The sequence below is a fragment of the Maricaulis sp. genome (assembly GCF_030149235.1).
Classification (GTDB): domain Bacteria; phylum Pseudomonadota; class Alphaproteobacteria; order Caulobacterales; family Maricaulaceae; genus Maricaulis.
In genome coordinates this window covers 1-24102 of sequence record NZ_JASBRW010000013.1, presented here as the reverse complement: position 1 = coordinate 24102, position 24102 = coordinate 1, and the positions used below count along the sequence as shown (strand labels likewise).

Here is a 24102-nt window from a genome sequence, read left to right as displayed (position 1 = left end):
CGATCAGCCCTCAATCGCTTCAATTTCAAACGTCATCATACGCGCGGCATTGCTTGCCGGAGCCAGCGCCAGCCGCGCTTCGCTGACACCGTTTTCAATCATGCGGGTGCGTACGGCCTCAAGCCGGTCGGCCGCCAGCGCATCGCCGCCCTCGGCAACCGCGATCCCGATCACCAGGCGCATTGTCTCCGGGCAGGCCGCGAACATGCGCGCCACGCGGCGCAGCGCCACATCGGTCAGCGGGCTCGGCGTCGCCGCTTCGCGGTCAAAACGCAGCGCGTCGGACCCGTGGGCGGCGCGGACCACCGCGCGGCAGGCGGCTTCATCGGGCACGTGGGCCTCAGCAGGCGCGCCGGACGGCGTAATCACACTGGCGGCGCGATAGGGTTCCGGCAGATTGGCCAGGGCCGCCACAGCGGTCGCGGCGACCTGCGGATTACCGGCCTCGCCGACAAGGGCGGCCTGCTGGCCTTCCAGGTAGATCGAACCGCGCTCGAGCCGGGCGAGCTGGCCGAGCAGGCGCTTGGCCGCCTCTTCCCATTCCGCCGACTGGCCGCCACCGGGAACCAGGGTCAGATCGGTGTCGGCGCCGCTGGCAAAGCTGGAGGCGGCGTAACGGGCAATGCCGTCGCGAGCGGAGGCATCCGTCGCATCGCCGCGGATCAGCACCCGCCCCCGCACGGCCATATCGGCCCGGAAGGCAAAGCTGCGCTCGAGGCGCGCATTGGTCATGTCATCGACCACGCCGGTCGTGCCACCGGCAACAATGCCGCCTGACCAGGTCGAGGCCAGGGCCACCGCCATGGCATCGGCACGGGCGTCATCACTGGGCGCGGCACCGGTCAGCACGGCGCGCTGGCCCCGCATCTCGACATGGGCCCAATCCAGTCCGCGGTCCTGCAACGCCATTTCAGCGTTACGCTCCAGACGGTTCTCGATAGACTTGGCGGAGAACGGGCCAAAGCTGATAACGAGGGCGGCAAAAGCGATCCAGACCGCTGCGGCGATCATATAAAGTCGGCGGACTCGATCGGTCATGACCCCTCTCATTCGGTCGAATAGTGCGATTGGACACCGATTCGGCGTCAAGCTTTCTACAGCCTAGCCGATGGCGCCTCAGAAGCGACGTGGATAACGGAATTACCATTAAAAGTTAGCCACTTCCAGTAGGTATTCTCCTGTCTGCAACGGGTTAGGGCCGGTTTTGAGTGCGTTGTCTTTGCATCACTTTGATAGAAATGTGACAGCGACGCGCGATTCCCTGCCAGTACAGGGATTTACCTGCGCTGCGAAGCGGGTCTAAGCTCGGACTACGGCGGTATTTCGCGGATTCGGCTAATTTCCGTGAACCTCCGCTAGACGAACGGTCAGGCCAAACTAGGTCTTGCGAGGGAGGGTAAGCCCAATTCAGTCGTTAGTCGTCGAGCGTTACAGGGAATAATCGCTGACAGAACGCGTCATGATTTGCGGCAGCGTTGAACACTCCTAAGTGAACCAATGCATCGCCATAGCCCCACAGCATGGCTGCGACGGGCCCCGGGATAACCAGAACAACCGGACAGCAGCCAGGGTAGTTCAAACACAGTGAAATCAGGGGAGAACCAAATGAAATTTGATTTCGCCAAGACTATGCTCGCCAGCGCGAGCGCGATCGCCATCTGCTCCACCGGCGCCCTGGCGCAGGACGACAGCGAAGATGATCGCCGCTCCAGCGTCAGCGCCATCATGGACGTCATCCAGGTCACCGCGACCAAGCGTCAGGATGCGGAAAACGTCCAGGACGTTCCGATCTCCATCACCGCTTTCAACTCTGCCAGCCTCGACGCGCTCAACATGCGCGACCTGGAGAGCCTCAGCTACACCATGCCGAACGTGACGCTGGACGATATCGCCACCTCGCGCGGTACCGCCAACTTCGCGATCCGCGGCCTCGGTGTGAACTCGTCCATCCCGTCCATCGACCCGACGGTCGGCGTCTTCATCGACGGCGTCTACATGGGTTATAATGGCGGGCTTGTCTTCGACATGTTCGACCTCGACTCGATCGAAGTCCTGCGTGGCCCGCAAGGCCTGCTGTTCGGTCGCAACACGACCGGTGGCGCCATCGTCATCAACACCGGTTCGCCGACCGACGAGCTGACCTGGGCCGGCCGTGTCGGCATGGAAGGCCCGATCGATGATGATCGCGGCAGCTGGGCGCGCACTTTCCAGGGTTATGTGTCCGGCCCGATCGTCGAAGGTGTCCTCAATGGCCGCCTCGGCGCCTATCGCAATGACGATGACGGCTATTTCACCAATCTCTATGACGGCTCCGACCATGGCGCCAACGAAGCCACCATCATCCGTGGCTCACTGGAATGGTTCCCGTCCGACAACCTGACCATCCTCGGCAAGCTCGAGCGCTCCACCGGTGAGGGCGACGGCCCGTCAACCCAGAACCGCGGCCTGTTCGAGCGTGATACGTTCGACATCTCGATCGATGAGCGCGGCTTCTACGAAAGCGAAGCCTGGCTCGCCTCGCTGCGTGCCGATCTCGATGTCAGCTGGGGTGACGGCACGATCACCAATATCGTGGGTTACCGCGACAGCGAAGGCAGCTCCTACGGCGATATCGACTCCACGCCGGGCTTCTTCTTCCACTCCGGTTCGGAAACTGTGCAGGAGCAGTTCTCCAACGAGCTGCGCTATGCCGGTACGTTCGGCAATCTGGATCTGACCACGGGCGTCTACTATTTCGACCAGGAAATCCGCTACACCGAAACGCGTGACCTTCCGACGGTTTCGGCGGCCGGCTTCTTTGGTGGCGGCCAGCAGGACCACACGGTCTTCGGCGTCTTCGGTCAGGTGGACTATTCCTTCACTCCGAACTTCATCGGTAGCTTCGGCCTGCGCTATTCGCGCGAGGAGAAAGAAGCAGGCATTACCTATGTCCGTCCGCGCCCGGCCTGCTCGGTTGTCGACGGCACCTGCCCGACCTCCGGCACGAATCCCTTCGTTCCGGGTGAGAATAACGGCTTCACCGACAGCGATGAGTGGACCAATGTGACCCCGAAGGTTGGTTTCCAGTACTTCCCGTCTGAGAACACCAATATCTACGGCAACTACACCCGCGGCTTCCGCTCCGGTGGTTACAACTTCCGCATCACGGCGCCGGCTCCGTTCGAGGCTATCGTGGCCGCGAATGGCGGTCAGATCGCCTTCGATGAGGAAACGGTCGACAGCTATGAAATCGGCCTGCGTCACCAGACCGAGGATGGCCGCGGCCAGTTCTCGCTCGGTGCCTACATGACCGAAGTCGAAGACATGCAGCGTGAGGTGAACGCCTCTGACCCGACCGCAGGCGTGGTGCAGACCATCCTGAACACGGCTGACGCCACCATCACCGGTCTCGAGTTCGAGGGTCGCTATGCGATCACCGAGAACTTCCTGATCATGGCCAATCTCGGCCTGATCGACGCCGAATATGACGCGGTTCGCTTCAACATCTCCGCAGATCCGGGTGGTCTGGTCGATGGCGATGATCTCGCCCTGGCCCTGCCGCGCGTACCGGAAAGCACCTGGGGTATCGGCTTCATCCACGATCTCGATCTGGGTGATAACGGTTCGATCTCCTCGCGGGTGAACTACCAGTACCGTGATCGCGTCGCTTACACGGACAGCAATTTCGGCTGGATCCAGGAAGCGGGCATGCTCGACGCAAACCTGACCTGGTACACGCCGGTTGATGGCCTCGAAGTCTCGATCTTCGGCCGTAATCTGCTCGACGAAGTCCAGGCGGGTGGCGACACCCAGCTGCCGTTCGGCGGCAATGTCGCTCCGCTGTTCGGCCTTGCCGGCCTGAATGACGGCGTCGACCAACCGTTCGGCGCTTACCCGGCTGTGGGTACGCTGTCCCCGCTGAAGCCGGGCCGCACTGTCGGTTTCGAGCTGACCATTTCCCGCTAAGCGGCGATTTAGTCCAGACATGATGAAAGGCCGGAGCGTCCCGCTCCGGCCTTTTGTTTTGCCCGCCCATTGCCGGGTGGTCGCGAAATCACAGTTCTATGATTGGCCCGGAGGCGAAAACCGGGTTCAGTACTCATCCCGCTTTCCGGAGATTGACCGTCATGCTGCGTAGCCTTGCCTGCCTGCTTTTCCTCGCCCCGCTGCCCGCCTGGGCCCAGGACTCCGCCCTCGAGCCGCTCGATGTGTTCAGTCTGGAAGCGGCCTCGCAGCCGCAATTCGCCCCGGATGGCTCCAAGATCGCCTATCTGCGGGCCAGCAATGACATCGCGACCGACAGCACACGCTCAGCGATCTGGCTGATTACGCCCGACGGCGAGCATCACCAGGCGATTGACGACAGCGGCGCCGCCATGGCTTCGCCGCGCTGGTCACCGCAATCGGACCGGCTGGCCTATATCCGCTCTCAGGATGATGTCACCTCGATCAATATCTACACGCCGGCGAGCGCCAGCGATGAACAGGTCTTCGAGCTGACCGGAGGAGCCGGCGGGCTGAGCTGGTCGCCGGACGGGAAATTCCTCGCCTTTGCCGGTTTCGTTCCGGAACCGGGCCTGCCGCCGGCGGCGCTGCCGGAACGCGGCGAGAATGAGTGGAGCGCTCCGGCGCGGGTCGAGGACCGCCTGGTCTTCCGCATCGACGGTATCGGCATGTTGCCGCGCGGCGGGCAACAGCTCTTCATCCTCGACATTGCCCAGGGGACCGCCCGCCAGGTCACCGAGGAACGCAATGGCAGCGGCTCGGACTTCGCCTGGTCGGCCGACGGCACCGCCCTGCTCTTCTCCACCGACCGGCGTGAGAATGACGGAACGCTGGCGCCGGACAATGAGATTTACAGGCTCGACATCGAGAGCGGCGAGATCACCGCCCTGACCGATCGCCGCGGGCCCGACAATGCGCCCCGCCCCTCACCCGATGGCGAGATGATCGCCTATCTGGGCTATAACGACCGGCTGATGGGCTATCACAATAGCGAGCTTTACGTCGCCGCAGCCGACGGGTCGGAGCCGCGCTCCCTGACCGCCGCGCTCGACCGTTCGGTCAGCTCCCCGGTCTGGGCCGCCGACGGCAGTGGCCTCTATGTCCAGATGGATGATTACGGCAGCACCCATGTGGCCTTTGTCAGCCTCGATGGTGCGGTCGAGCGCCGGGTCTCCGGTCTCGGTGGCGCTGCCTTTGGCCGTCCCTATACCGGCGGCAGCTTCTCCATCGCGGACACGGGCGACATGGCCTATACCGCGGCCTCCGGAACCCGGCCGGCAGAACTTGTCGCTGGCAATGCCGACAGCGGCTTCTCCACCCTGACCTCACTCAATGAGGACGTGCTGGGCGACCGCTATGTCTCGCAGGTCGAGGAAATCCGCTTCGCCTCGCCGCATGACGGGCTCGAGATCCAGGGCTGGGTGCTATACCCGCCGGGCTTTGATCCGGAACAGACCTATCCGATGATCCTGGAAATCCATGGCGGCCCCTTCTCCGCCTACGGGCCGGTCTTTTCGGCCGAGTTCCAGCTGATGGCAGCGCAGGGCTATGTCGTCCTTTATACCAACCCGCGCGGCTCAACGAGCTATGGTTATGATTTCGCCAACGAGATCCACCACGCCTATCCGGGAAATGATTATCACGACCTGATCGGCGCCGTGGATCATATGGTCGAACGCGGTTTTATCGATGAGGATCGGCTCTTCGTCACCGGCGGCTCCGGCGGCGGCACGCTGACCGCCTGGATTATCGGCCAGACCGACCGTTTCGCCGCGGCCGCCGTGGTCAAGCCGGTGATCAACTGGGCCAGCTTTGTCCTCTATGCCGACCTGCCGCAATTCTTCTCGCGCTACTGGTTCGGGGTCGAGCCCTGGGAAGACCCCGATGCCTACTGGCAGCGCTCGCCGCTCTCCCTGGTTGGCGAGGTGGACACGCCGACACTGATGATGGTCGGCGGGGCCGATGTACGCACCCCGGCCGCCGAGACCGAGCAGTATTATTCGGCCCTGAAGCTGCGCGGTGTCCCGACCGAGCTGGTCGTCATTCCTGACAGCTATCACTCCATCTCCAACTCCGCCCCCAGCCGTCTCCTGGCCAAGGTGGCGGAAATCCTGCGCTGGTTTGAACGCCATGACCCGGCCGCTGCGGAGGAGGAAGAGTGAGCCTGATCAATCTCGCGGCCATCCAGGCCGCACCGGTCTTCTTCGACAAGGCCGCCTCGACCGAAAAGGCGTGCCACTGGATTGCGGAAGCGGGCAAGCAGGGCGCCGATATCGCCGCCTTCGGGGAGACCTGGCTGCCGGGCTATCCCTTCTTCATCGAGGCGCCCTTGAGCGATCTCTGGTGGGAGGCCTCGGCGCTCTATCTGCAACAGGCCGTCCGGCTCGACGGACCGGAACTGGCCCAGATTGCCCGAGTGGCCAAACAGGCTGGAACCGATGTGGTCATCGGCATTGCCGAGCTCGATCCGGCCACCGAGGGCAGCGTCTATGCCTCGCTGGTCTTCATCTCGCGCGAGGGCGAAATCCTTGGCCGGCATCGCAAGATCAAGCCGACCCATCACGAACGCTCGGTCTGGAGCGATGGCGATGCGGAAGGCCTGAAGGTCTATGCGCGGGACTACGGCCGGCTGTCCGGCCTGAATTGCTGGGAGCACAATATCATGCTGCCCGGCTTCTCCCTGATTTGTCAGGGCACCCAGATCCATGTCGCCGCCTGGCCGGGCCGCGAGCCGGAAACCGCCCCCAGCGAACCGGTCTGGTCCCGCCAGCTCTTGCTGTCCCGGGCCTTCGCCAGCCAGGCCGGAGCCTATGTCATCGCCCCGGCCGGACTGCGCCTGACCGAGCATGTGCCGGAACGTTTCCGCCCGCTCAGCGCTTTTGAACACACCGGCCAGAGCGCGATCATCGACCCGCGTGGTGAAATCATCGCCGGGCCGGTCGAGGGGGAGACCATCCTCATGGCCCAGGCCGACCTCAACGAGGTACGCAAGGCCAAGGCCGCCTGTGACCCGGCCGGACATTATTCCCGGCCCGACCTGTTCGAGCTCAAGCTCAAGGGCGAGCGCGTCTACCCGCCGGGCCCGCGCTAGATGGACGGCTAGACCGCCGCGCTCGGGCGCGCCGCAACCGCGTCGCGCCAGGCTTTCAGCGCGGTCTGGCTGTCCTCGGGGACCAGCTTGATCCAGGCCGAGAACTCGACAAAGACGAAGGCTGCGATATCGGCGGCGGTGAAGTTATCGCCGGCAAGGAAAGCGCTCTTCTGCAGGCGTTCATCCAGCACCGCGAAACAGTCTGCCACGCGTTTGCGGCCGCGTTCGGCCAGCTCGGGAATTTGCGCATGCGCGACCGGGCCGGTCAGGGCGGCGTCCTTGAAGGCCTTGGAGGAATTCCGGAAGGCCTCCGCGGTCGCCATGAAGCCCTCGAACTCGACCCGGGCGGTCCACTCAGCCACAAGCGCTTTTTCAACGGCAGTCGCACCCAGCATGGGCGGCTCGGGATAGATTTCCTCCAGATAGCGCATGATCGAGGCGCCGTCGCACAACACCGTGCCGTCATCGAGCGCCAGCGCCGGCACGGTGCCGCGCGGATTGATGGCGAGGAAGGCCTCCGAGAGCTGTTCCTTATTGCGCAGGTCAATCTGCACGGTTTCGATCTCAATCCCCTTCTCAGCCAGGAACATGCGGACACGCCGCGGGCTTGGGGCGGTCAGGCAATCATAGAATTTCATGTCGTCCTCACAGGAATTGCGGCGGATGATCTTCGGCCACGCCGAGACGGCGTTCAATGGCCACTCCAAGCCGCAGGGCGGCCTCTTCACGGAATAAGGGGGCCCAGATGCTGGTGGTCTGCGGCACCCGGTAAAGCGCCTCCGCATCGGATGCCTCGACACCCGCGGGGACGCGGCTGGCCACATCGTTATAGCCGGACTTAACAGCCAGCTGCGGGTGTCCGGTATAATTGGTGATGGTCAGCATCGCGCCGGCGAAATTGGGCCCGATCACGGCCTCCATCCCGCTCATCGCCTGATCGATTTCCTGCATCACGCGGCGGCGCAGACGGTCGACATTGATCAGATCGACAGCCGAGATCAGGCGGGCCCGGCGCCAGGTATTGGGCCAGGCCGCATTGGCCTGCCAGCGCAGCTCATCATCACGATTGCTCAGGGTCAGCTCTTCAAAGGCCGCGGCCGATTCCGCTTCAACCACCGCAAACAGCGCGTCATAGGGCAGGTCCGGCATGGCAAACTCGACCAGCTCCACCCCGGCATCCCGGGCTGCCGCCAGAGCGGCGCGATCAGCACCACTGCCCGCCTCGAACCAGGCCGGGTTATAGCCCACGCGCATCCCGGCCACCTCGGCACCCAGATCCGCGCTGAAACCATGCCCGAGAGAGCCCGGGTCCCGGGCATCCTCTGCATTGATGGCCGCCAGCACCCAGGCGGTATCCTCGACCGAACGGGTGATCGGTCCGATCTTGTCCAGGCTCCAGCACAAGGCCATGGCCCCGGCGCGCGACACCCGCCCGAAGGTCGGCCGAAGTCCGGTCGTGCCGCAGCGATTGGACGGCGAGACGATAGAGCCGAGGGTCTCGGTGCCGATGGCAAAACTGACCAGGCCGGCCGCTGTGGCCGAGGCCGAGCCCGCGCTGGAGCCGGAGGAGCCCTCTTCCAGGTTCCACGGATTGCGCGTCCGGCCATCAAACCAGAGATCACCATAGGCAATGGCACCATTGGTGGTCTTGCCGAGATGCACGGCCCCGGCTTCGGCGAGGAGCGCCGTCACCGTTGCATCGTTTTGCGCCACCCGGTCACGATAGGGCATGGCGCCCCAGGTCGCGGGGATGCCGGCGACATCGATAATGTCCTTCATGCCGTAGGGAATACCGTGCAGCGGGCCGCGATCCTGACCGGCAGCCAATTCGCGATCGGCCCGAGCGGCCTGTTCGCGGGCCAACCCGGCCGTCACGGTCACGAAACACTCCAGCGCGCTGCCATGGCGGGCGATCCGCTGGAGATAGATCTCGGTCAGACGCTGCGACGTGATCGCCCCGCGGCGCAGCCATTGCGCCTGTTTCCACGCCGGAGCGAAGGCAATGTCCGCGTCCGATCCGGGCAGCGCACCGGCATCGTCCCCGGCCCCAGCGACAGTATTCGCCTGTGGCGCGTATTCCCGGCCCGGCAGCCGTGGATCGAAAACACTGGCCGGCGCCAGCGCGTTCGGCTTCTCGACGGCCCGCAGGCGCTCAAGCCGGCTTATCCACTCTTCCAGACCATCAATGATCTGCGCCCGTTCGGCATCGGTGTAGCTGACATCGAAGAGGGTTTCGGCCGCGCGCAGGGCCTCGGAAGCGGCTTCTCCCCCCGAAGGCGAATCGGAAATTCCGTCCAATTCGCCCGATTCCTGCCCCAATTGACTACAGCCCGAGCCGGCCAAGGCCGCTCCTGCGGCTGAAACCTTGAGGAAATCCCGTCTTGTGCGGCTCATTCTCATCGCCCTCCCCTGGCGTTATTTGCCTGTAAAACTAGGCGTCTTCGGACCAAACGCACAAGGGCGCTCAGGCAGGGTTCATCGCCGACACGCAAAATTGCCCGTATACGCGCACGTCGCTGCCACATTTGCTCATTAACCATGCTAATGAAGCCCACCGGGCGAAATTTTGAGGGGGAGGCCATGCCCTTAGACGCTGTAAGACAGTTCGACGACGACACGTTCGATCGTGCCGCCGGCCAGGACACCCAACGCGACCTGCGCTCGCCGGTCGAAATGACCCGTCTGCGCAAGGCGATGTCCTTCGCCGACGCCAAACGCCACGACATGATCCTGTTCCGCCGCACCTGGGACGGAGCGGTTGCGTTCAAGAGCACCGAGGGCGAAGGCGCAATCAAGCCGATCGAGCGCGCTGCAGTTTATCCCAAATCGCACATCATGCACTTCTCGATCCTGGCTTCACTGGTCCTGTTCGAGGGACTGGCCAATGCCTATTTCTTCTCCAAGGGCTCAGACTTGGGTCTGCTGGGCGGCTGGCTGCAGGCCATCACCGTGTCCTTCACCAATGTGATCGCTGCCTTCTTCCTGATCGGCTTCCTGGGCTTCCGCCTGTTGTCCAACCCGCATCGCCGGCTGCATATCGCGCTGGGTGTCCTGACCATTGTGGCGACCTCCATCGCGCTGGTCATGCTCAACCTGACGGCGGCGCATTTCCGCGATTTGCTGGAGTTCAACGCCGCGACCCTGGCGCTGGGCGGCGCCGGTGAGACCGGCGAGGTCCTCGCCCCGGTCCTGGCCGTGCGCGAAAACCCGTTCGGCTTCCAGACGCTTGAAGCCCTGCTGCTGTTTATCCTCGGCACGACCTTCGCGGCGATCGCCGCCTATAAGGGCCGGACCTTCTCGGATCCGATCCTGGGCTATGCCGGCGTTTCCAAGCGCCTGGAATCGGCCGCCAAGGACCTCGAGCGGGCCACGGAAGTCGGCTATCGCAATGTCAAGAAGTTGAGCGAGCCGGAGCTGGAACTGCTGTCTCAGGCCAATGATCTGCTGATCGAGGTCAATACCGACCTCGCCGGCCCGGGTACGCGCACTCTGGCCAAGGCCCAGATCGATCCGGCATAATCTTGCGGGGAGCGGCGTGCTGGGTGCCGCTCCTCATCAACCAGCGGAGCGACGGGGGGGAATATGTCGGGACGCGATATCATCGGTTTTTTCAATCTGATCATTGTCGCCGCCATTCTTGGCGGGATCAGCTACGCAGCTTTCATGCTGACGCCGGACGAATATGACAGCGAAACGCTCTGCCTGGTCGGCGCCACGCCACCGCATCGCGTCGTCGTCATCGACAAGACGGACCTCTACTCGCCGCAGCAGGCCAGCTCCATCGAGGGCGTCATCCTGCGCGAGCGCAACGGACTTGAGGTCGGTGAACGCCTGTCGCTCTACGAGCTCAATGAAAGCGGCCAGCTGCGCAATACCAACCGCTTCTCCCTGTGTAATCCGGGCGCTGGCGAGCAGGTCAATCCGCTGTATCGCAATCCGGATCGCGTGCAGGCGCGTTATGAAGCCCTGTTCGCAGACCCGCTGGAGCGCGCCCTCGCCGACCTGATCCTGCCGAAGAATGCGCCCAACAGCCCGATCATCGAGGCCCTGGCGCGCCTGGCCCAGGAGCCGGTTTTTGACGAAAGCGTACCGGCCCGCCGCATCGTGCTGGTCTCGGACATGCTGCAGAACTCGGAGATTTTCTCGGTCTATGGCCGCAGCCGGGGCAATCTGGAACAGCGCCTGCCGAATGCTGCCACGGTCGCCAATGCCGTGCGCGATACCTATGGCGACAATCTACGCGGCGTTGAAATCGAGATCCGGCTGATTCCCCGCGATCGCTGGGAAGCCGATCAGCGCGGACCGTTGCGGGCCTATTGGGACGAGGTTTTCGATCGTCTCGGCATGCGGGCCCGTTGGACCGGCATCTAACAAGTCATTGATTTAAAATTACGAATGCCGCCGCTCCACAGGATCTGACGGAGCTGGCGGCATTGAGCGCTTCCGACTCAGTCGCGCATCCTTCACTATATCTGGTATTGATTGGCACTAGGCCCACTAGGTATTGTGTTGTGACCCTCAACCCCCTTCAGAGTGATGCAGATTGGCGCTGGACCCGTTCCGCCCGCAATCCGTTTGTCGACCAGGATATCGTCAGCTTCTGCACGCCCAGTCCGCACCTGGTGGAACTGGCCTTCACCCTGGCTGATCATGGTCATACCCATGTTGGCGACGTCGTCCGCCTGGGCTTTTACACCCTGATCGACCTGTCAGGCGGTGATCCGCGCCTGGCCGAGCAATTGCGCCTCCGGTTGCAGCGCGCCGGCCTCGATCTCGACATGCAGCTGGAGGGCTGGCAGCGCCCGGTCGAGCCCTGTGACAGTTTCGCAGAATAATCGTCAGGCCCGAGTGATCTGATTTCGCCCTGCCTCGTATTGAGAATGCGATTGAATATTGAGGCACTCCAGGATGATCACCGTCCACCATTTGAACAATTCACGCTCGCAGCGCGTGCTCTGGATGCTGGAAGAGATCGGCGTCCAGTACGAGATTGCGAAATATGACCGTGACACGGAGACCATGCGCGCGCCGGCCTCGCTGCGTGCCGTTCATCCGCTGGGCAAGTCTCCCGTCATCACCGATGGCGATGTCACCGTGGCCGAGTCCGGGGCCATTATCGAATATCTCGCCAGCACCTATGCGCCGCAGCTGAAGCCGGAGCCGGGCACGCCCGAGCATCGCGACTGGGTCTATTGGCTGCACTTCGCGGAGGGCTCGCTGATGCCGCCGCTGCTGGTCAAGCTGATCATCGGCCGTCTCACCGAGGCCAAGGTCCCCTTCTTCGTCAAGCCAGTCATCAAGGCGATCGCCAACCAGCTGGACACGAATTACACCGGCCCGGAGATCAAGAATCTCCTGACCTATATCAATGAGCACCTCGAGGGCCGTGACTGGCTGGTCGGTGACGCCCTGTCCGCGGCCGACATTCAGATGAGCTTTCCGCTCGAGGCCGGCGGATCGCGTTCGGACATGTTCGAGCTCTATCCCAACGTCAAAGCCTATGTGGAGCGCATCCACGCCCGCCCGGCCTACAAGGCTGCCCTGGAGCGCGGCGGCGCCTATGATTTCGCGAGCTAGCCCCTCCGCTAGCGGTGAGTAAAAAAGCCCCGGCCAATTGGCCGGGGCTTTTCTATTCGCGATACGTGCGGGGCCTTATTCGCCCACCGCTTCCATGTCGCGGCGGAACTCGACATCCATCTCGGCGGCGAGATAGGTGAAGGCCGCATAGGCGGCGACATTCTGCGCCAGGGCTTCCGGATCGATCTTGTCGAGCGTGTCGTCCGGCGTGTGGTGCAGGTCGAAATAATCCCGGCCATTCTGCTGCAGCCGCACCGTCGGCACACCGGCCATGGCCAGCGGAATGATATCCGGACCACCGCCCGGCACATTGGAGCCACCGCGAATGATACCGAGGTGCTGGATCTCGCGATGGATGGCATCGATCGCCGGATTGGCGCCCTCGTCCACATTGGAGACAAACCGCCAGATCGTATCGGCACCGAAATCGGATTCGGTCGCGATGACGTGATTGGCGACCTCGCCCATGTGCTGCGCGGCATAGGCGCGAGCGCCGAGCAGGCCCACCTCCTCGGCACCGAACATCACCACGCGAATGGTGCGGCGCGGACGCTGAGGCAGTCGGGCGATGAGCTCGGCTGCTGCCACGGTAATGGCGATACCCGCCCCATCATCAACGGCACCCGTGCCCTGGTCCCAGCTATCGAGATGACCGCCGATAAGAACGATCTCCTCGGGACGCTCGCGGCCGATAATGTCGAGAATGACATTGCCGCTGGTCACCTCACCACGCCAGCCGGCATGCGAGCGGATGCGGAATTCAATGGTCTCGCCATTTTCATGCAGACGGCGCAGGTGATCCGCATCGGGATTGGACACGGCCAGCACCGGGATGTCGGCCCAATCGCCATTGAGCGAGGACATCATGCCGGTATGGGCAAAGCGGCGGTTGGAAGAGCCCACAGAGCGCACGACGAGCGCCTCAGCACCGGCCCGCTCGGCATGCTGCCAGCCGACCCGGCGGCGCTGGTTGGCCGGGCCGTAACCGGCACCGGTCTGGCTCTTCACCATCATCTCGCCATCAACAAAGGCGATACGGCCTTCCAGCGAACCATCCTCGGCCGCCATCAGATCGTCCAGCGTGCGGAAATATGCGATCTGGGCATTGATGTCGCGCAGGCGCGGTGACCGGCCGGAGCCGCCCAGCGCCGTCCCGTAGAGCACCTGCTGATAGGGCGCGGTCATGGTGATTTCGGTATCGCCACGTTCCCAGAACGGCATCGAGAATTCTTCGATGCTCACCCGGTCGAAACCCAGCTCTTCGCCCAGCTCGCGGCCCCATTCACGCGCCCGCGCTTCGGCTTCCGAGCCTCCCAGACGCGGACCAACTTCAGTGGTCAGCGATTCCACAATGTCCCAGGCCAGATCGGATTCCAGCGCCTGCTCGATCAGCTGCTGCGCGGTTTCCGCTTCATGAGGCTCGAGTTCGTGCCGGTCCTGCGCAAACGCAGGCACGGCCAACAGGAGTGCCGCCCCAGCGGCGAGAATTGATTTCAACGGTGCCTCCCTTAGATATTGCGGGGAAACTACGCGATGGGGCCCTGCTCCGGCAATGTCTAGATACGCGCTTATGCAGAAGGATGCGCCATGTCTGCCTCGATTGAACTTGTGATCTCCGGCCGCGCACGCGACCTGGGTGGGTTTGAAGTCCGGCGCGTCCTGCCAGCTCCGAAACGGCGACTGGTCGGGCCGTTCATCTTCTTCGACCAGATGGGGCCGGCCCAGTTCGAGCCCGGCACAGGCATAGATGTACGTCCGCATCCGCATATCGGCCTGGCCACCGTCACCTATCTGTTTGACGGCGCACTACGCCACCGCGACACGATCGGTGTCGACACGGTGATCCGGCCCGGTGAAGTCAACTGGATGACCGCCGGCTACGGCGTCGCCCACTCCGAGCGCACGCCCTCGCCGGAGCGCGAGGACGGGCATTACATGTTCGGGATTCAGACTTGGGTCGCCCTGCCTGAGGAGCATGAGGAAGACGCTCCGCTGTTCGAGCATGCCGGCGCAGACGAGCTGCCGGACTTTGAGCGCGGCGACGGCCGTTTCCGGCTGATCCTCGGCACAGCCTGGGGCCATACCGCACCGATCCGGCAGTATTCGCCCATCTTCTACCTGCATGGCGAATTGCCGGCCGGAGCCCGCCTGCCCCTCGATATCGAGCATGACGAGCGCGCTGTTTATCTCGTGCAGGGGGCGATGACGATTGACGGGGTCGTGCTCAAGCCCGGGGATATGGCGGTCATCGCGCCGGGCAGCGCCCCGGAGATGGAAGCGAGCGCGGATAGCCGCATCATGATCTGCGGCGGGGCTCCGCTCGGCGAGCGTCATATTTTCTGGAATTTCGTAGCCACCCGCAAGGACAAGATCGAGGCGGCCAAGGCGGCCTGGCAAGCCGCCGGCGAGGACGGGTTTCCGGCCGGAGGGCGCTTTTTGATGCCCGAGGGTGAGACCGAATTCATTCCCCTCCCGGCCGAGTAGCGCCCGCCACGTTCGCGCACGACGCTTCGACTGCGAATTTTGTTGCAAAAAGTGAGTTTGCCCGGTCATGCGCCGAGCAGGTTTGTCTTTATTGGCCATCTCCCTGCGGACAAATGGGAAAACCGGAATAGCGTCAAAAATGTTTGCGATAACATTCGCTTCCCGGAATTTTCCTGTGCTAAACTCGCGTGTCTTTAGGGCTTTCCCGGTCGGATTTGATCTGGTACCGGCGGCTCTTCAACCGGGAGCCGGATGAGACGCGACAACGCGCCGCCGGCATAGGAGTGCGCGGAATGCCCGGCCTGAAAGAGGCCGGTGCGCCGCCAAGCATCACGCCCGCCAAGTGTATGGAGCGGGCCAGTTGGGGGTTAGGCAATATGTCCACCAGTGATCGTACCGAAGCCGTTCGTCTTGATGGCGGCCTGAGCGCCATGGGTATTGAAACCGGCCCGATCAATCTCAACTGGAACGAAGCCCGCCTGTATCAGGAAATCGTCCGCCGCGGCGAAGGTGAAGTGGCCGAGGGTGGCGCCCTGGTCGTGAAAACCGGCGAGCACACCGGCCGGTCCGCCAAGGACAAGTTCACGGTTCGCGATGCCTCCACCGAAGACCAGGTCTGGTGGGACAATAATGCGTCGATGACGCCGGAGCAGTTCAGCAATCTCTGGGATGACTTCAAGGCCCACATGGCCGGCAAGGAACTCTTCGTCCAGCAGCTCTTCGGCGGCGCCGACACGGAACACCGCCTGCCGGTGCGCGTGGTCAACGAGCTGGCCTGGCACTCGCTCTTTATCCGCCATCTGCTGCGCATCCCGGCGGCTGACGAATATGCCGGCTTCGACGCCCAGTTCACCATTGTGAACCTGCCGAGCTTCAAGGCCGACCCGGAGCGCCATGGCTGCCGCTCTGAAACCGTCATCGGTGTCGATTTCGACCGCAAGATGGTGCTGATCGGCGGCACCTCCTATGCCGGCGAGACCAAGAAATCCGTCTTCACCATTCTCAACTACCTGCTGCCGGCCAAGGGCATCATGCCGATGCACTGCTCGGTCAATGCGGGCAAGGATGATGATGCGGCGATCTTCTTCGGCCTGTCCGGCACCGGCAAGACCACCCTTTCCGCCGACGCCAATCGCGAACTGATCGGCGATGACGAGCACGGCTGGTCGCCCAATGGCCTGTTCAATTTCGAAGGCGGTTGCTACGCCAAGATGATCCGCCTGTCGGCCGAAGCCGAGCCGGAGATCCACGCCACCACCAAGATGTGGGGCACGGTGCTGGAAAACGTCGTCATGGACCCGGTCACGCGCGAGCTTGACCTGGATGACGCGACCCTGGCGGAGAACTCGCGCGGCGCCTATCCGATCAGTGCGATTCCGAATGCCAGTGCGACCGGCACCTGCGGCCATCCGAAAAACCTGGTCATGCTGACCTGTGACGCCTTCGGCATTATGCCGCCGATCGCCAAGCTGACCCCGGCCCAGGCCATGTATCACTTCCTGTCCGGTTACACGGCCAAGGTCGCGGGCACCGAAAAAGGCGTGACCGAGCCGACCGCCACCTTCTCCGCCTGCTTTGGCGCGCCGTTCATGCCGCGCCACCCGGCCGATTACGGGGCTCTGCTGCGCGAACTGATCGCCGAGCACGATGTCGATTGCTGGCTGGTCAATACCGGCTGGACCGGCGGTGCCTACGGCACGGGTCAGCGCATGCCGATCAAGGCCACCCGCGCCCTGCTCAATGCGGCCCTTGATGGATCCCTGAAGAGCGCTGCCTACCGCGAAGACGCGAATTTCGGCTTCATGGTGCCGGTCTCGGTGGCCGGTGTAGACGACGCGATCCTCGACCCGCGTTCGACCTGGGCCGACAAGGACGCCTATGACGCACAGGCGACGAAGCTGGCGACCATGTTCACCGACAACTTCAAGAAATTCGAAGACCATGTCGCGCCCTATGTCCGGGCCGCAGCGCCGAAGCTGAAGGCCAAGACGCTGGAAACTGCTGCCGAATAAGCAGTTTTCGGAAACGTGAAGAAAAAATCCCCGCTTGGTCGTTCCGGTGGGGATTTTTTGCATCAGCCGCGGCTTTTGTCTTCGCAGTCGCAAAAATCATTTGACGCAAGGACCATGTTGACGGATTGATGCACAGGATTTTCGCGATTTGTGGACCTGGTCCACGCGCCAATTGAGTTGAACCGCATGTCTATGAGCCGTGCCATCGCAAACGAAATGACTGTCCGGGCCACCCGTCCGGCCGGTGCCGTTTCGCGTGCGCAGACCATGCTCATGTCCACCATGACCGTCATCATGACCACCTCCTATGCCAAGGGGGCGGACGACGTGGACTAGCGGACAGACGACAAAACCGCAGAACACAGAACCCGCTCCCGGCCTCCGGAAGCGGGTTTTTTCTTGTCCAAACACCAACGCCCAGCACCGAAACACCAAGTCCAAAGGAAAATCCCGTGAACGCTCTCAGCCCCCAACGCAGCCCTCACCGCATATGCGTCCTTAAATTCGGATCATCGGTCCTCCGCGATGCCAGCGACTATGCCCGCATTGCCCACGAGATCTATCGCCATCTCCGCGCGGGCGAGAAGGTCGTCGCGGTCGTCTCTGCCCTTGAGGGCGAGACCGATGCCCTGTTCGGCCTCGGCGAGGAGGTTGGAGCCGGCGCTCATGATGCCTTGCTGGCCCGCCTGTTGCGCTGCGGCGAGCTGAAGTCTGCCGCACTGCTCGGCCTGGCTTTGGAACGAACGGGTGTGTCATGCCAGGTGTTTGATCCGCATGAAATGGGCTTGCGGGCAGAGGGCGCGCCGCTGGACGCGAACCTGGCGGGATTGGATGCGGCAAAGGTGTTTGCCCATCTCGACCAGCACGATGTCATCGTCGCTCCAGGCTTTTTCGGCGAAGGCGCATACGGGCCGTCGACGCTGGGTCGCGGGGGCACCGATCTGACAGCGGTAATGTTTGCCAGCTGGCTGGGCGCCGACCGGGCCCGCCTGATCAAGGATGTCGACGGGGTCTATTCCGACGACCCGGCCAAGGTGGCCGACGCCAAGCGCTTTGATCAGCTCGATTATATCGAGGCGGCCAAGGTCAGCCGCGGTCTGGTCCAGGAAAAGGCCATCTTCGCCGCCCAATCTCTCGGCGTTGTCATAGAGGTCGCATCCCTTGGCCGAGCCTACGCCACGCGTATCGCATGCGTCGAAGCGAGCCCGGGCCGAGTGCATGATGTGGAACCGCTGCGGGTTGCCGTGCTCGGCCATGGTTCGGTCGGTGCCGGTGTCTGCGACCACCTCCTCGCTCATCCGGGGCGTTTCAAGCTCAACCCCGTGCTGGTTCGCGATCCCGCTAAACACGCCAGGGCGCGAGAAGATCAGCAGCTGGCCTTCACCGATGACCCGCTCGCCGCCTTGGGCCATGCACCGGATATTGTCGTGGAGATGGTCGGTGGAACCGGGCTGGCACGGGCCCTGAGCCAGAGCGTGTTGCGCGAGGGAACCCATCTGGTCTCAGCCAACAAGGCTGTCATCGCCAAGGATTTCGAACTCCTGCATGGCCTCGCCAGTACCGGTGGCCTCCAGCTGCGCTATTCCGCAGCCGTCGGCGGCGGCGCGCCGGTGCTCGAGGCGATCGACCGGCTCGGTCCGAACAAGGATATCACCGCGATCGAAGGCGTGATGAACGGGACGTGCAATTACATCTTCGGTCAGCTCGATCAGGGCATTGGTCTCGACGAGGCCATTGCCGACGCCCAGGCCAAGGGCTTTGCCGAAGCCGATCCGAGCACGGATATCGACGGCTATGATGCGGCGGACAAACTCTCCATCCTGTGCTGGCACGCCTTTGGAGCCCGCGTCGATGTCCGCGATATCGAACGCGACACCCTGCGCACGCTTTCGCCCGAACGCATTGCCGAAGCCCAGGCCGACGGGCTGGTCTTCAAACAGGTCGGACGGGCTGATATCGGTGAAGATGGGCAGGTCCGCGCACGCGTCGAGATCCTGGCCCTGCCAAAGAGCCACCCCTTCGCCAGCTTGAAGAACGAGGCCAATGGCTTCCTCATCCGCCGGCCGCGCGAGACGGTCTGGGTCGCCGGCAAGGGCGCGGGCCGCTGGCCCACCGCAGAAGCCGTGTTCGCCGACATCATGGATGTTCAGCGCGCAGTCTGCGGCGATCAGGCGGGCCTCTCGACAATCCCGGCGATTTTGGCCAAGTCTGAGACAGAACTTGTTGGAGACGCCTCCGCATGAGGACAGGCAAATCGGCTCGCGCATCCGCGCCGGCCAGCATCGGCAATCTTGCGGTCGGCTTTGACGTGCTCGGCCTGGCCTTTGACGCGGCGCGCGACCAGGTCATCGCCCGGCCCAGCGAAACGCCAGGCGTACAGCTCGGCCGCGTCAGCGGTCTCGTCGACAGCCTGCCCGGCGAGGTCGAACACAATTGCGCCCTCGCCGCGGCCCGGGCGGTTCTGGACGCTGCCGGAGCCGGTTTCGGCGTCGTCCTGGATGTCGACAAGGGCGTACCCCTGAGCGCCGGCATGGGCGGATCGGCCGCCTCCGCTGTTGCCGCGGCCGGCGCTGTCAATGCCTTGCTGGATACCCCCTTCGACTTGGAGCCCCTGCTCCCCCTCGCGATGGAAGGCGAGCGTGTTTCAGCCGATCCACCGCCCTGGGACAATGTCATGGCGAGCCTGTATGGCGGTCTGGTCCTGGCGGCCCGGCTCGATCCGCCCCTGATCCGTCCCCTGCCCTTGCCGCAAGGCCTGTCCTGTCTCCTCTGGCACCCGGATCGCAAGGTCGAGACCCAGGCGGCCCGCGCGCTTTTATCGGACACTGTTCCGCTCACCACGGCAGTCGAGCATGCCCGCAATTTGGCGGGCTTCATTGCTGCCTGTCACAGCGGCGAGCTGGAGCTGTTTGCCAGCGGGCTGTGCGATATTCTCATCGAACCGCAGCGCCTGCCCCTCCTGCCCGAGCTGAGCGCTCTGCAAGAAGCGGCGCTGAGTGCCGGCGCGCTGGGCTGTTCCTTCTCCGGATCCGGCCCCTCGATTTTCGCCCTGATGCCGGATGACCGGTTCGACGCCGTCAAAGCCGCCATGCAGGTCGCGCTCAATGCCGCAGACCTGACGGCGACGGCCTATACCGCGCCGCTGGTCTCACAGGGCCTCAAGGTCGAGGTGCTGCCGTGATCTATACCAGCACGCGCCAGGCCAGCGCCCCGGTCGACGCCGCGGCGGCGATCCGGGCAGGTGCGGCACCAGATGGCGGCCTCTACATGCCCGCCGCATTGCCGTCTCTGGACATTGCGGCGTTCGACCCGGCCGGCAGCCTCGCCAAGACAGCCAGCGCGATCCTGACACCTTTCCTGGCGGGCAGCGTGCTTGAGGCAGATGTCGGCAGCATGTGTGCCGGCGCCTTTGACGTCCCGCTTCCCTTAGTCGAGCTCGAGAACGCCTCCGGCCCAGTCTCAGTGCTGGAGCTGCTTCACGGACCGACCGGGGCCTTCAAGGACTTTGGCGCACGCTTTTTGTTTCGCTGTCTCGACCGGATTGCAGATGCGGCCGACCCGGTCACTGTTCTGGCGGCGACCTCCGGCGATACCGGCGGGGCGGTGGGCTGTGCCGCGGAAGGCCGCGCCAATGCCCGCGCGGTCATTCTCTTTCCCAAGGGGCGTATTTCAGCCTTCCAGGAGCACCAGCTTTGCTGTTGGCAGGCGCCGGTGATGGCCCTGCGCGTCGATGATGATTTCGATGCCTGTCAGGCGATGGTCAAGCAGGCTTTCGCCACGCCGGTGCTTAGCGCCCGGCATGGACTGACTTCAGCCAACTCCATCTCCATCGGCCGCCTTTTGCCGCAGGTGAGCTATTGGGCTCATGCCAGCTTGCAGAGCCAGGCCCGTACCGATCAGGCCGCCGGTCTGATCATTCCCAGCGGCAATCTTGGCAATGCCCTCGCCGCGTTGATCGCCCGCAATCTCGGCTTTCCCATTGGCCCGGTCGTGCTGGCCACCAATGCCAATGCGACCCTGTCCGACTGGGCCCGCAAGGGGGTGTTCGAGCCGCGCGCCTCGATCGCCACCCTGGCCAATGCCATGGATGTCGGCGCGCCGAGCAATTTCGAACGCCTCGGCGCCCTGCCCGATCACGCCATTCATGCCGTCGCCTCGATCAGCGATGAGCAGATCCGGGCCACGATCGCGCGCTGGCATGGCGAGACGGGCTATATCGCCTGTCCGCACACGGCAACGGGCTTGGCCGCGTTCGACGGTCTGGACACCGGGCCACGCCGGGAGCGGCCCTGGATCATCGCCGCCACTGCACACCCCTATAAATTCGCTGACGCGGTGGAACCGGTGATCGGCGAGACCGTGGCCCTGCCGGATAATCTCGCCGGCGTGCTGGAGCGCCCGGCCCGGATGATCGACATCAAGGCTGACCTGGACGCCCTGGCTGCAGCGCTGTCCGGCTGAGCCGGTCCAGCTGCGTCTGGCAGGCTTCAAGCAAGGCGGGGTTATAGGCGGCATCGGCGCGATAAAGCCCCGCGGCCTCACGCCAGTCGCGCCCCTCGACCATGTCCAGCGGCGCCCGGGGCTCGGCCCGGCAGGCCGGCGGGATTTCACCGCGGATCTGGTCGCGCAGTCGTTCCAGTTTCAGAAGTGGAGCCAACTCCGCTTCCGGAGCGGGCGAAGGCGGCGTTGAACAGGCGCACATCATGGTCAAAAGCAGGACAGGCATGCGAAGGGTCATAAGTCTCTCCCAGGCGCTGTAGCACCCGCTGTGTAGATTGGGCCGCCGCGTTAAGGGCCTGGGTCGCCTCCGCCTCGAACGCCCGGCGTCGCGCAAGATCTTCTTCGACCCGGCTGAGCAATGCCGAAAGCGCGCCGTGTTCGACCTCACGCTTATGCTGCAGCTGCGCCAGCTCTGCGACGGCCTGGCGCCCCCGTACAGCCTCGCCCCCGTCTGCCCGCCCCTGCAAATAGACCGCAACCGTACCCAGTGCCGCTCCGACGAGGGCACCGCCGATCCAGGGAAATGCGGTTGGAAAAGGCAGACGCGGCATGAGGCGGGGCTCCCGGTGAATGAACCAGAAGCATAGGATGGGGGCGAAGGGCGAGGACAAGCCCGGCTTCGACCGTCGGCCCGGCAATCCATGGACACCGCCGGGATGCTTGGCATTTCAGAAGGATAAGAGGGCTCAGCGCGGATAGGCGCGCCGACCCGAAGTGCAGGATTAAAACGGGACAGCGCTCTCGAACACCATCGCCTCACCGCCTTGCGGATGCCTCAGCCCCAGCTTGCAGGCATGCAGACACAGGCGATGGCTCGCGGCAAGCGCGTCCGCGTGGGCGTAGAGATTATCGCCCAGGATTGGGTGTCCCAGGCTGAGCATATGCACCCGTAATTGGTGCGAGCGCCCGGTCAGTGGCTCCAGCTCGACACGACTGTATCCATCTGCCCGGTCCAGCACCCGCCAGCGCGTCAGCGCCGGCTTGCCACGCTCCGGATCGATCATCTGTTTGGGACGGTTGGGCCAGTCGGTGATCAGCGGGGCTTCGACCTGCCCCTCATCTTCCGCCATCTCGCCAAACACCAGGGACTGGTAGGTCTTGGACGTCTGGCGTTTTTCGAATTGCAGGCCGAGATGGCGTTGGGCATGCGCCGTGCGGGCCATGATGATGACGCCGGACGTATCCATGTCGAGCCGGTGGACAATGCGAGCGTCGGGATAAACGCCCTGTGCCCGCGCCTCGAGGCAATCCGCATGCGCCGCCGGCTTGCCGGGCACGCTCAGCAGGCCGGAGGGTTTGTCGAGCACGAGCAAGTGCTCGTCGACATGGATCACCGGCAAGGGCCCGGCCGGCGGCGGGGCATAGACAAAGGCCCGCGGTCCCGGGGCGCTATTCGCATCAATACCCATCACGCCGCCCTAGATACACAAAACCCGCCAGCGCGTCGCGCTAGCGGGCTTGTTGGGTGCGGGGGTAGGATTTGAACCTACGACCTTCAGGTTATGAGCCTGACGAGCTACCGGGCTGCTCCACCCCGCATCAAGAGGTGCTTCGGGCGCGCTTTGTGCGCCGGAAGGAGCGCGTGTGTAGGATGTGTGACGGGCGCCGTCAACACTCAAAGCTGCGCTTGGGCCAGCCCGATCTCAGCAGAGCTGCTGTCGCCCCCCGAGCACTTGTTCGACCACCCTCTTCCCTCTTGGCCCGCTCTCAGGCAAGCTTCAGCCTTGGTCATCTAAAGGAACTGTCATGCCATCGCACAACCCGTCTGTCGCCACCAAAGCGCGCGCTTGGGTGATGGCAGCACTGCTGACGGGTGTTTCAGCTACACCGCTGGGGTATGCACAGTCGGACGACCCCCGCCTAGTCGGCCGCTGGTACGGTCACGACTACCATGCCGACCAGGAGCGTTATTACCAGCGCATCGCTGAACGCACGGCGGATGGACGCTTTACGCTCGAATTTCGCCGCTATGAGCAATGCCAGCTGATCGAGCAGCAGACCATAAGCGGGACCTGGTGGGTCTCCGGCGATTTCTGGGGGACTGAGGCGACCTTGATCGATGGCTATGCCACCCGGCTAGAGAACACCTATGTGCTCACCGATTATGACGGCACGCATACCCGTTATCGCCATCCGGCGACCGGCAACAGCTTCACCTATGAACGGGTCGACCCTGAATTCGACTTCCCGGCCTGTAATCTGATGATGTAGGCGGCAGTCTGGTTTCAAGCCGGCCGATTTTCCGGAATTCAGACATGAAAAAACCGCCTCGCGAGAGCGAAGCGGCTGTTTCAAGATTGAAGAGGGCAAGATCTAGCGGGCAGACCGGGCAGCGACCTACTCTCCCACGTCTTAAGACGCAGTACCATCGGCGCGAAGGGTCTTAACGGCCGTGTTCGGGATGGGAACGGGTGTGGCACCCTTGCAATAACCACCCGGTCAGCGCGCTAGATC

The 24102-nt window shown here is 63.7% G+C and carries 20 protein-coding genes, 1 tRNA gene and 1 rRNA gene; 14 read left to right on the top strand and 8 right to left on the bottom strand.

Annotated elements, in window-relative coordinates; genetic code table 11:
- Window positions 1-3: 3 nt before the first annotated feature.
- Window positions 4-1038, bottom strand: a complete 1035-nt coding sequence (locus tag Q1V51_RS02055) for a hypothetical protein (protein WP_300552166.1) — start codon at window positions 1036-1038, stop codon at window positions 4-6.
- A 567-nt stretch (window positions 1039-1605) separates the two neighbouring features.
- On the opposite strand from Q1V51_RS02055, the gene Q1V51_RS02050 reads away from it, so the two are divergent.
- From Q1V51_RS02050 to Q1V51_RS02040, 3 genes are all read left to right on the top strand, one after another.
- Window positions 1606-3945 (top strand): TonB-dependent receptor, encoded by a 2340-nt coding sequence (locus tag Q1V51_RS02050; RefSeq protein WP_300552164.1) that lies wholly within the window; start codon window positions 1606-1608, stop codon window positions 3943-3945.
- 161 nt (window positions 3946-4106) lie between these two features.
- Window positions 4107-6146 carry a S9 family peptidase gene (locus Q1V51_RS02045; RefSeq protein WP_300552162.1) on the top strand — a complete coding sequence of 680 codons (2040 nt, stop codon included), beginning with the start codon at window positions 4107-4109 and terminating at the stop codon, window positions 6144-6146.
- Window positions 6143-7075 (top strand): carbon-nitrogen hydrolase family protein, encoded by a 933-nt coding sequence (locus Q1V51_RS02040; RefSeq protein ID WP_300552160.1) that lies wholly within the window; start codon window positions 6143-6145, stop codon window positions 7073-7075. The genes Q1V51_RS02045 and Q1V51_RS02040 overlap by 4 nt, the downstream gene beginning before the upstream one ends.
- 8 nt (window positions 7076-7083) lie before the next feature.
- Here Q1V51_RS02040 and Q1V51_RS02035 read toward each other — a convergent pair whose 3' ends face one another.
- Window positions 7084-7713, bottom strand: coding sequence for a glutathione S-transferase family protein (locus Q1V51_RS02035; protein ID WP_300552158.1), 630 nt, complete (start codon window positions 7711-7713; stop codon window positions 7084-7086).
- A gap of 7 nt (window positions 7714-7720) precedes the next feature.
- A complete protein-coding gene (locus Q1V51_RS02030; protein WP_300552157.1) occupies window positions 7721-9469 on the bottom strand; it encodes an amidase in 1749 nt (582 codons plus the stop codon).
- A gap of 186 nt (window positions 9470-9655) precedes the next feature.
- Here Q1V51_RS02030 and Q1V51_RS02025 point away from each other — a divergent pair, with 186 nt between their 5' ends.
- From Q1V51_RS02025 to Q1V51_RS02010, 4 genes are all read left to right on the top strand, one after another.
- Entirely contained in the window at window positions 9656-10594 is a 939-nt protein-coding gene (locus Q1V51_RS02025) for a hypothetical protein (protein ID WP_300552156.1), read from the top strand.
- A 63-nt stretch (window positions 10595-10657) separates the two neighbouring features.
- Window positions 10658-11446 carry a hypothetical protein gene (locus Q1V51_RS02020; protein WP_300552154.1) on the top strand — a complete coding sequence of 263 codons (789 nt, stop codon included), beginning with the start codon at window positions 10658-10660 and terminating at the stop codon, window positions 11444-11446.
- 140 nt (window positions 11447-11586) lie between these two features.
- Window positions 11587-11910, top strand: coding sequence for a hypothetical protein (locus tag Q1V51_RS02015; protein ID WP_300552152.1), 324 nt, complete (start codon window positions 11587-11589; stop codon window positions 11908-11910).
- 73 nt (window positions 11911-11983) lie between these two features.
- Complete coding sequence (locus Q1V51_RS02010) at window positions 11984-12652, top strand: glutathione S-transferase (RefSeq protein ID WP_300552151.1); 669 nt, start codon at window positions 11984-11986, stop codon at window positions 12650-12652.
- A 75-nt stretch (window positions 12653-12727) separates the two neighbouring features.
- Here the strand turns inward: Q1V51_RS02010 and Q1V51_RS02005 are convergent, their stop codons facing one another.
- A complete protein-coding gene (locus tag Q1V51_RS02005; RefSeq protein ID WP_366522685.1) occupies window positions 12728-14107 on the bottom strand; it encodes a M20/M25/M40 family metallo-hydrolase in 1380 nt (459 codons plus the stop codon).
- A gap of 132 nt (window positions 14108-14239) precedes the next feature.
- On the opposite strand from Q1V51_RS02005, the gene Q1V51_RS02000 reads away from it, so the two are divergent.
- From Q1V51_RS02000 to thrC, 6 genes are all read left to right on the top strand, one after another.
- Window positions 14240-15136, top strand: a complete 897-nt coding sequence (locus tag Q1V51_RS02000; RefSeq protein WP_300552149.1) for a pirin family protein — start codon at window positions 14240-14242, stop codon at window positions 15134-15136.
- A gap of 431 nt (window positions 15137-15567) precedes the next feature.
- A complete protein-coding gene (locus Q1V51_RS01995) occupies window positions 15568-17148 on the top strand; it encodes a phosphoenolpyruvate carboxykinase (RefSeq protein ID WP_366522684.1) in 1581 nt (526 codons plus the stop codon).
- Window positions 17149-17334: 186 nt separating this feature from the next.
- Window positions 17335-17484, top strand: a complete 150-nt coding sequence (locus Q1V51_RS01990; protein ID WP_300552146.1) for a hypothetical protein — start codon at window positions 17335-17337, stop codon at window positions 17482-17484.
- 116 nt (window positions 17485-17600) lie between these two features.
- On the top strand, window positions 17601-19391 hold the full coding sequence (locus Q1V51_RS01985) for a homoserine dehydrogenase (protein ID WP_300552144.1): 1791 nt from the start codon (window positions 17601-17603) through the stop codon (window positions 19389-19391).
- Complete coding sequence (locus Q1V51_RS01980) at window positions 19388-20329, top strand: homoserine kinase (protein WP_300552143.1); 942 nt, start codon at window positions 19388-19390, stop codon at window positions 20327-20329. Before Q1V51_RS01985 ends, Q1V51_RS01980 begins: the two co-directional genes overlap by 4 nt.
- Window positions 20326-21609, top strand: a complete 1284-nt coding sequence (thrC, locus tag Q1V51_RS01975; protein WP_300552141.1) for a threonine synthase — start codon at window positions 20326-20328, stop codon at window positions 21607-21609. Before Q1V51_RS01980 ends, thrC begins: the two co-directional genes overlap by 4 nt.
- On the opposite strand, the gene Q1V51_RS01970 is transcribed toward thrC, so the two are convergent.
- From Q1V51_RS01970 to Q1V51_RS01960, 3 genes are all read right to left on the bottom strand, one after another.
- Window positions 21566-21886, bottom strand: a complete 321-nt coding sequence (locus Q1V51_RS01970) for a hypothetical protein (RefSeq protein WP_300552139.1) — start codon at window positions 21884-21886, stop codon at window positions 21566-21568. The two genes, thrC and Q1V51_RS01970, sit on opposite strands and share 44 nt — an antisense overlap.
- A gap of 484 nt (window positions 21887-22370) precedes the next feature.
- On the bottom strand, window positions 22371-23057 hold the full coding sequence (locus Q1V51_RS01965) for an RluA family pseudouridine synthase (protein WP_300552137.1): 687 nt from the start codon (window positions 23055-23057) through the stop codon (window positions 22371-22373).
- A 53-nt stretch (window positions 23058-23110) separates the two neighbouring features.
- Window positions 23111-23187 (bottom strand) — tRNA-Met (locus Q1V51_RS01960).
- Between the two features lie 207 nt (window positions 23188-23394).
- Here Q1V51_RS01960 and Q1V51_RS01955 point away from each other — a divergent pair.
- Window positions 23395-23859 carry a hypothetical protein gene (locus Q1V51_RS01955; protein ID WP_300552136.1) on the top strand — a complete coding sequence of 155 codons (465 nt, stop codon included), beginning with the start codon at window positions 23395-23397 and terminating at the stop codon, window positions 23857-23859.
- Between the two features lie 113 nt (window positions 23860-23972).
- On the opposite strand, the gene rrf is transcribed toward Q1V51_RS01955, so the two are convergent.
- Window positions 23973-24087, bottom strand: a 5S ribosomal RNA gene (gene rrf / locus Q1V51_RS01950).
- Window positions 24088-24102 lie beyond the last annotated feature (15 nt).

Excerpts from the sequence above, each read along its gene's own strand:
- Q1V51_RS02055 (WP_300552166.1), bottom strand. The coding sequence starts at position 1,038 with ATGACCGATCGAGTCCGCCGACTTTATATGATCGCCGCAGCGGTCTGG.
- Q1V51_RS02050 (WP_300552164.1), top strand. The coding sequence starts at position 1,606 with ATGAAATTTGATTTCGCCAAGACTATGCTCGCCAGCGCGAGCGCGATC.
- Q1V51_RS02045 (WP_300552162.1), top strand. The coding sequence starts at position 4,107 with ATGCTGCGTAGCCTTGCCTGCCTGCTTTTCCTCGCCCCGCTGCCCGCC.
- Q1V51_RS02035 (WP_300552158.1), bottom strand. The coding sequence starts at position 7,713 with ATGAAATTCTATGATTGCCTGACCGCCCCAAGCCCGCGGCGTGTCCGC.
- Q1V51_RS02030 (WP_300552157.1), bottom strand. The coding sequence starts at position 9,469 with ATGAGCCGCACAAGACGGGATTTCCTCAAGGTTTCAGCCGCAGGAGCG.
- Q1V51_RS02025 (WP_300552156.1), top strand. The coding sequence starts at position 9,656 with ATGCCCTTAGACGCTGTAAGACAGTTCGACGACGACACGTTCGATCGT.
- Q1V51_RS02020 (WP_300552154.1), top strand. The coding sequence starts at position 10,658 with ATGTCGGGACGCGATATCATCGGTTTTTTCAATCTGATCATTGTCGCC.
- Q1V51_RS02010 (WP_300552151.1), top strand. The coding sequence starts at position 11,984 with ATGATCACCGTCCACCATTTGAACAATTCACGCTCGCAGCGCGTGCTC.
- Q1V51_RS02000 (WP_300552149.1), top strand. The coding sequence starts at position 14,240 with ATGTCTGCCTCGATTGAACTTGTGATCTCCGGCCGCGCACGCGACCTG.
- Q1V51_RS01995 (WP_366522684.1), top strand. The coding sequence starts at position 15,568 with ATGGGTATTGAAACCGGCCCGATCAATCTCAACTGGAACGAAGCCCGC.
- Q1V51_RS01990 (WP_300552146.1), top strand. The coding sequence starts at position 17,335 with ATGTCTATGAGCCGTGCCATCGCAAACGAAATGACTGTCCGGGCCACC.
- Q1V51_RS01980 (WP_300552143.1), top strand. The coding sequence starts at position 19,388 with ATGAGGACAGGCAAATCGGCTCGCGCATCCGCGCCGGCCAGCATCGGC.
- Q1V51_RS01970 (WP_300552139.1), bottom strand. The coding sequence starts at position 21,886 with ATGACCCTTCGCATGCCTGTCCTGCTTTTGACCATGATGTGCGCCTGT.
- Q1V51_RS01965 (WP_300552137.1), bottom strand. The coding sequence starts at position 23,057 with ATGGGTATTGATGCGAATAGCGCCCCGGGACCGCGGGCCTTTGTCTAT.
- Q1V51_RS01955 (WP_300552136.1), top strand. The coding sequence starts at position 23,395 with ATGCCATCGCACAACCCGTCTGTCGCCACCAAAGCGCGCGCTTGGGTG.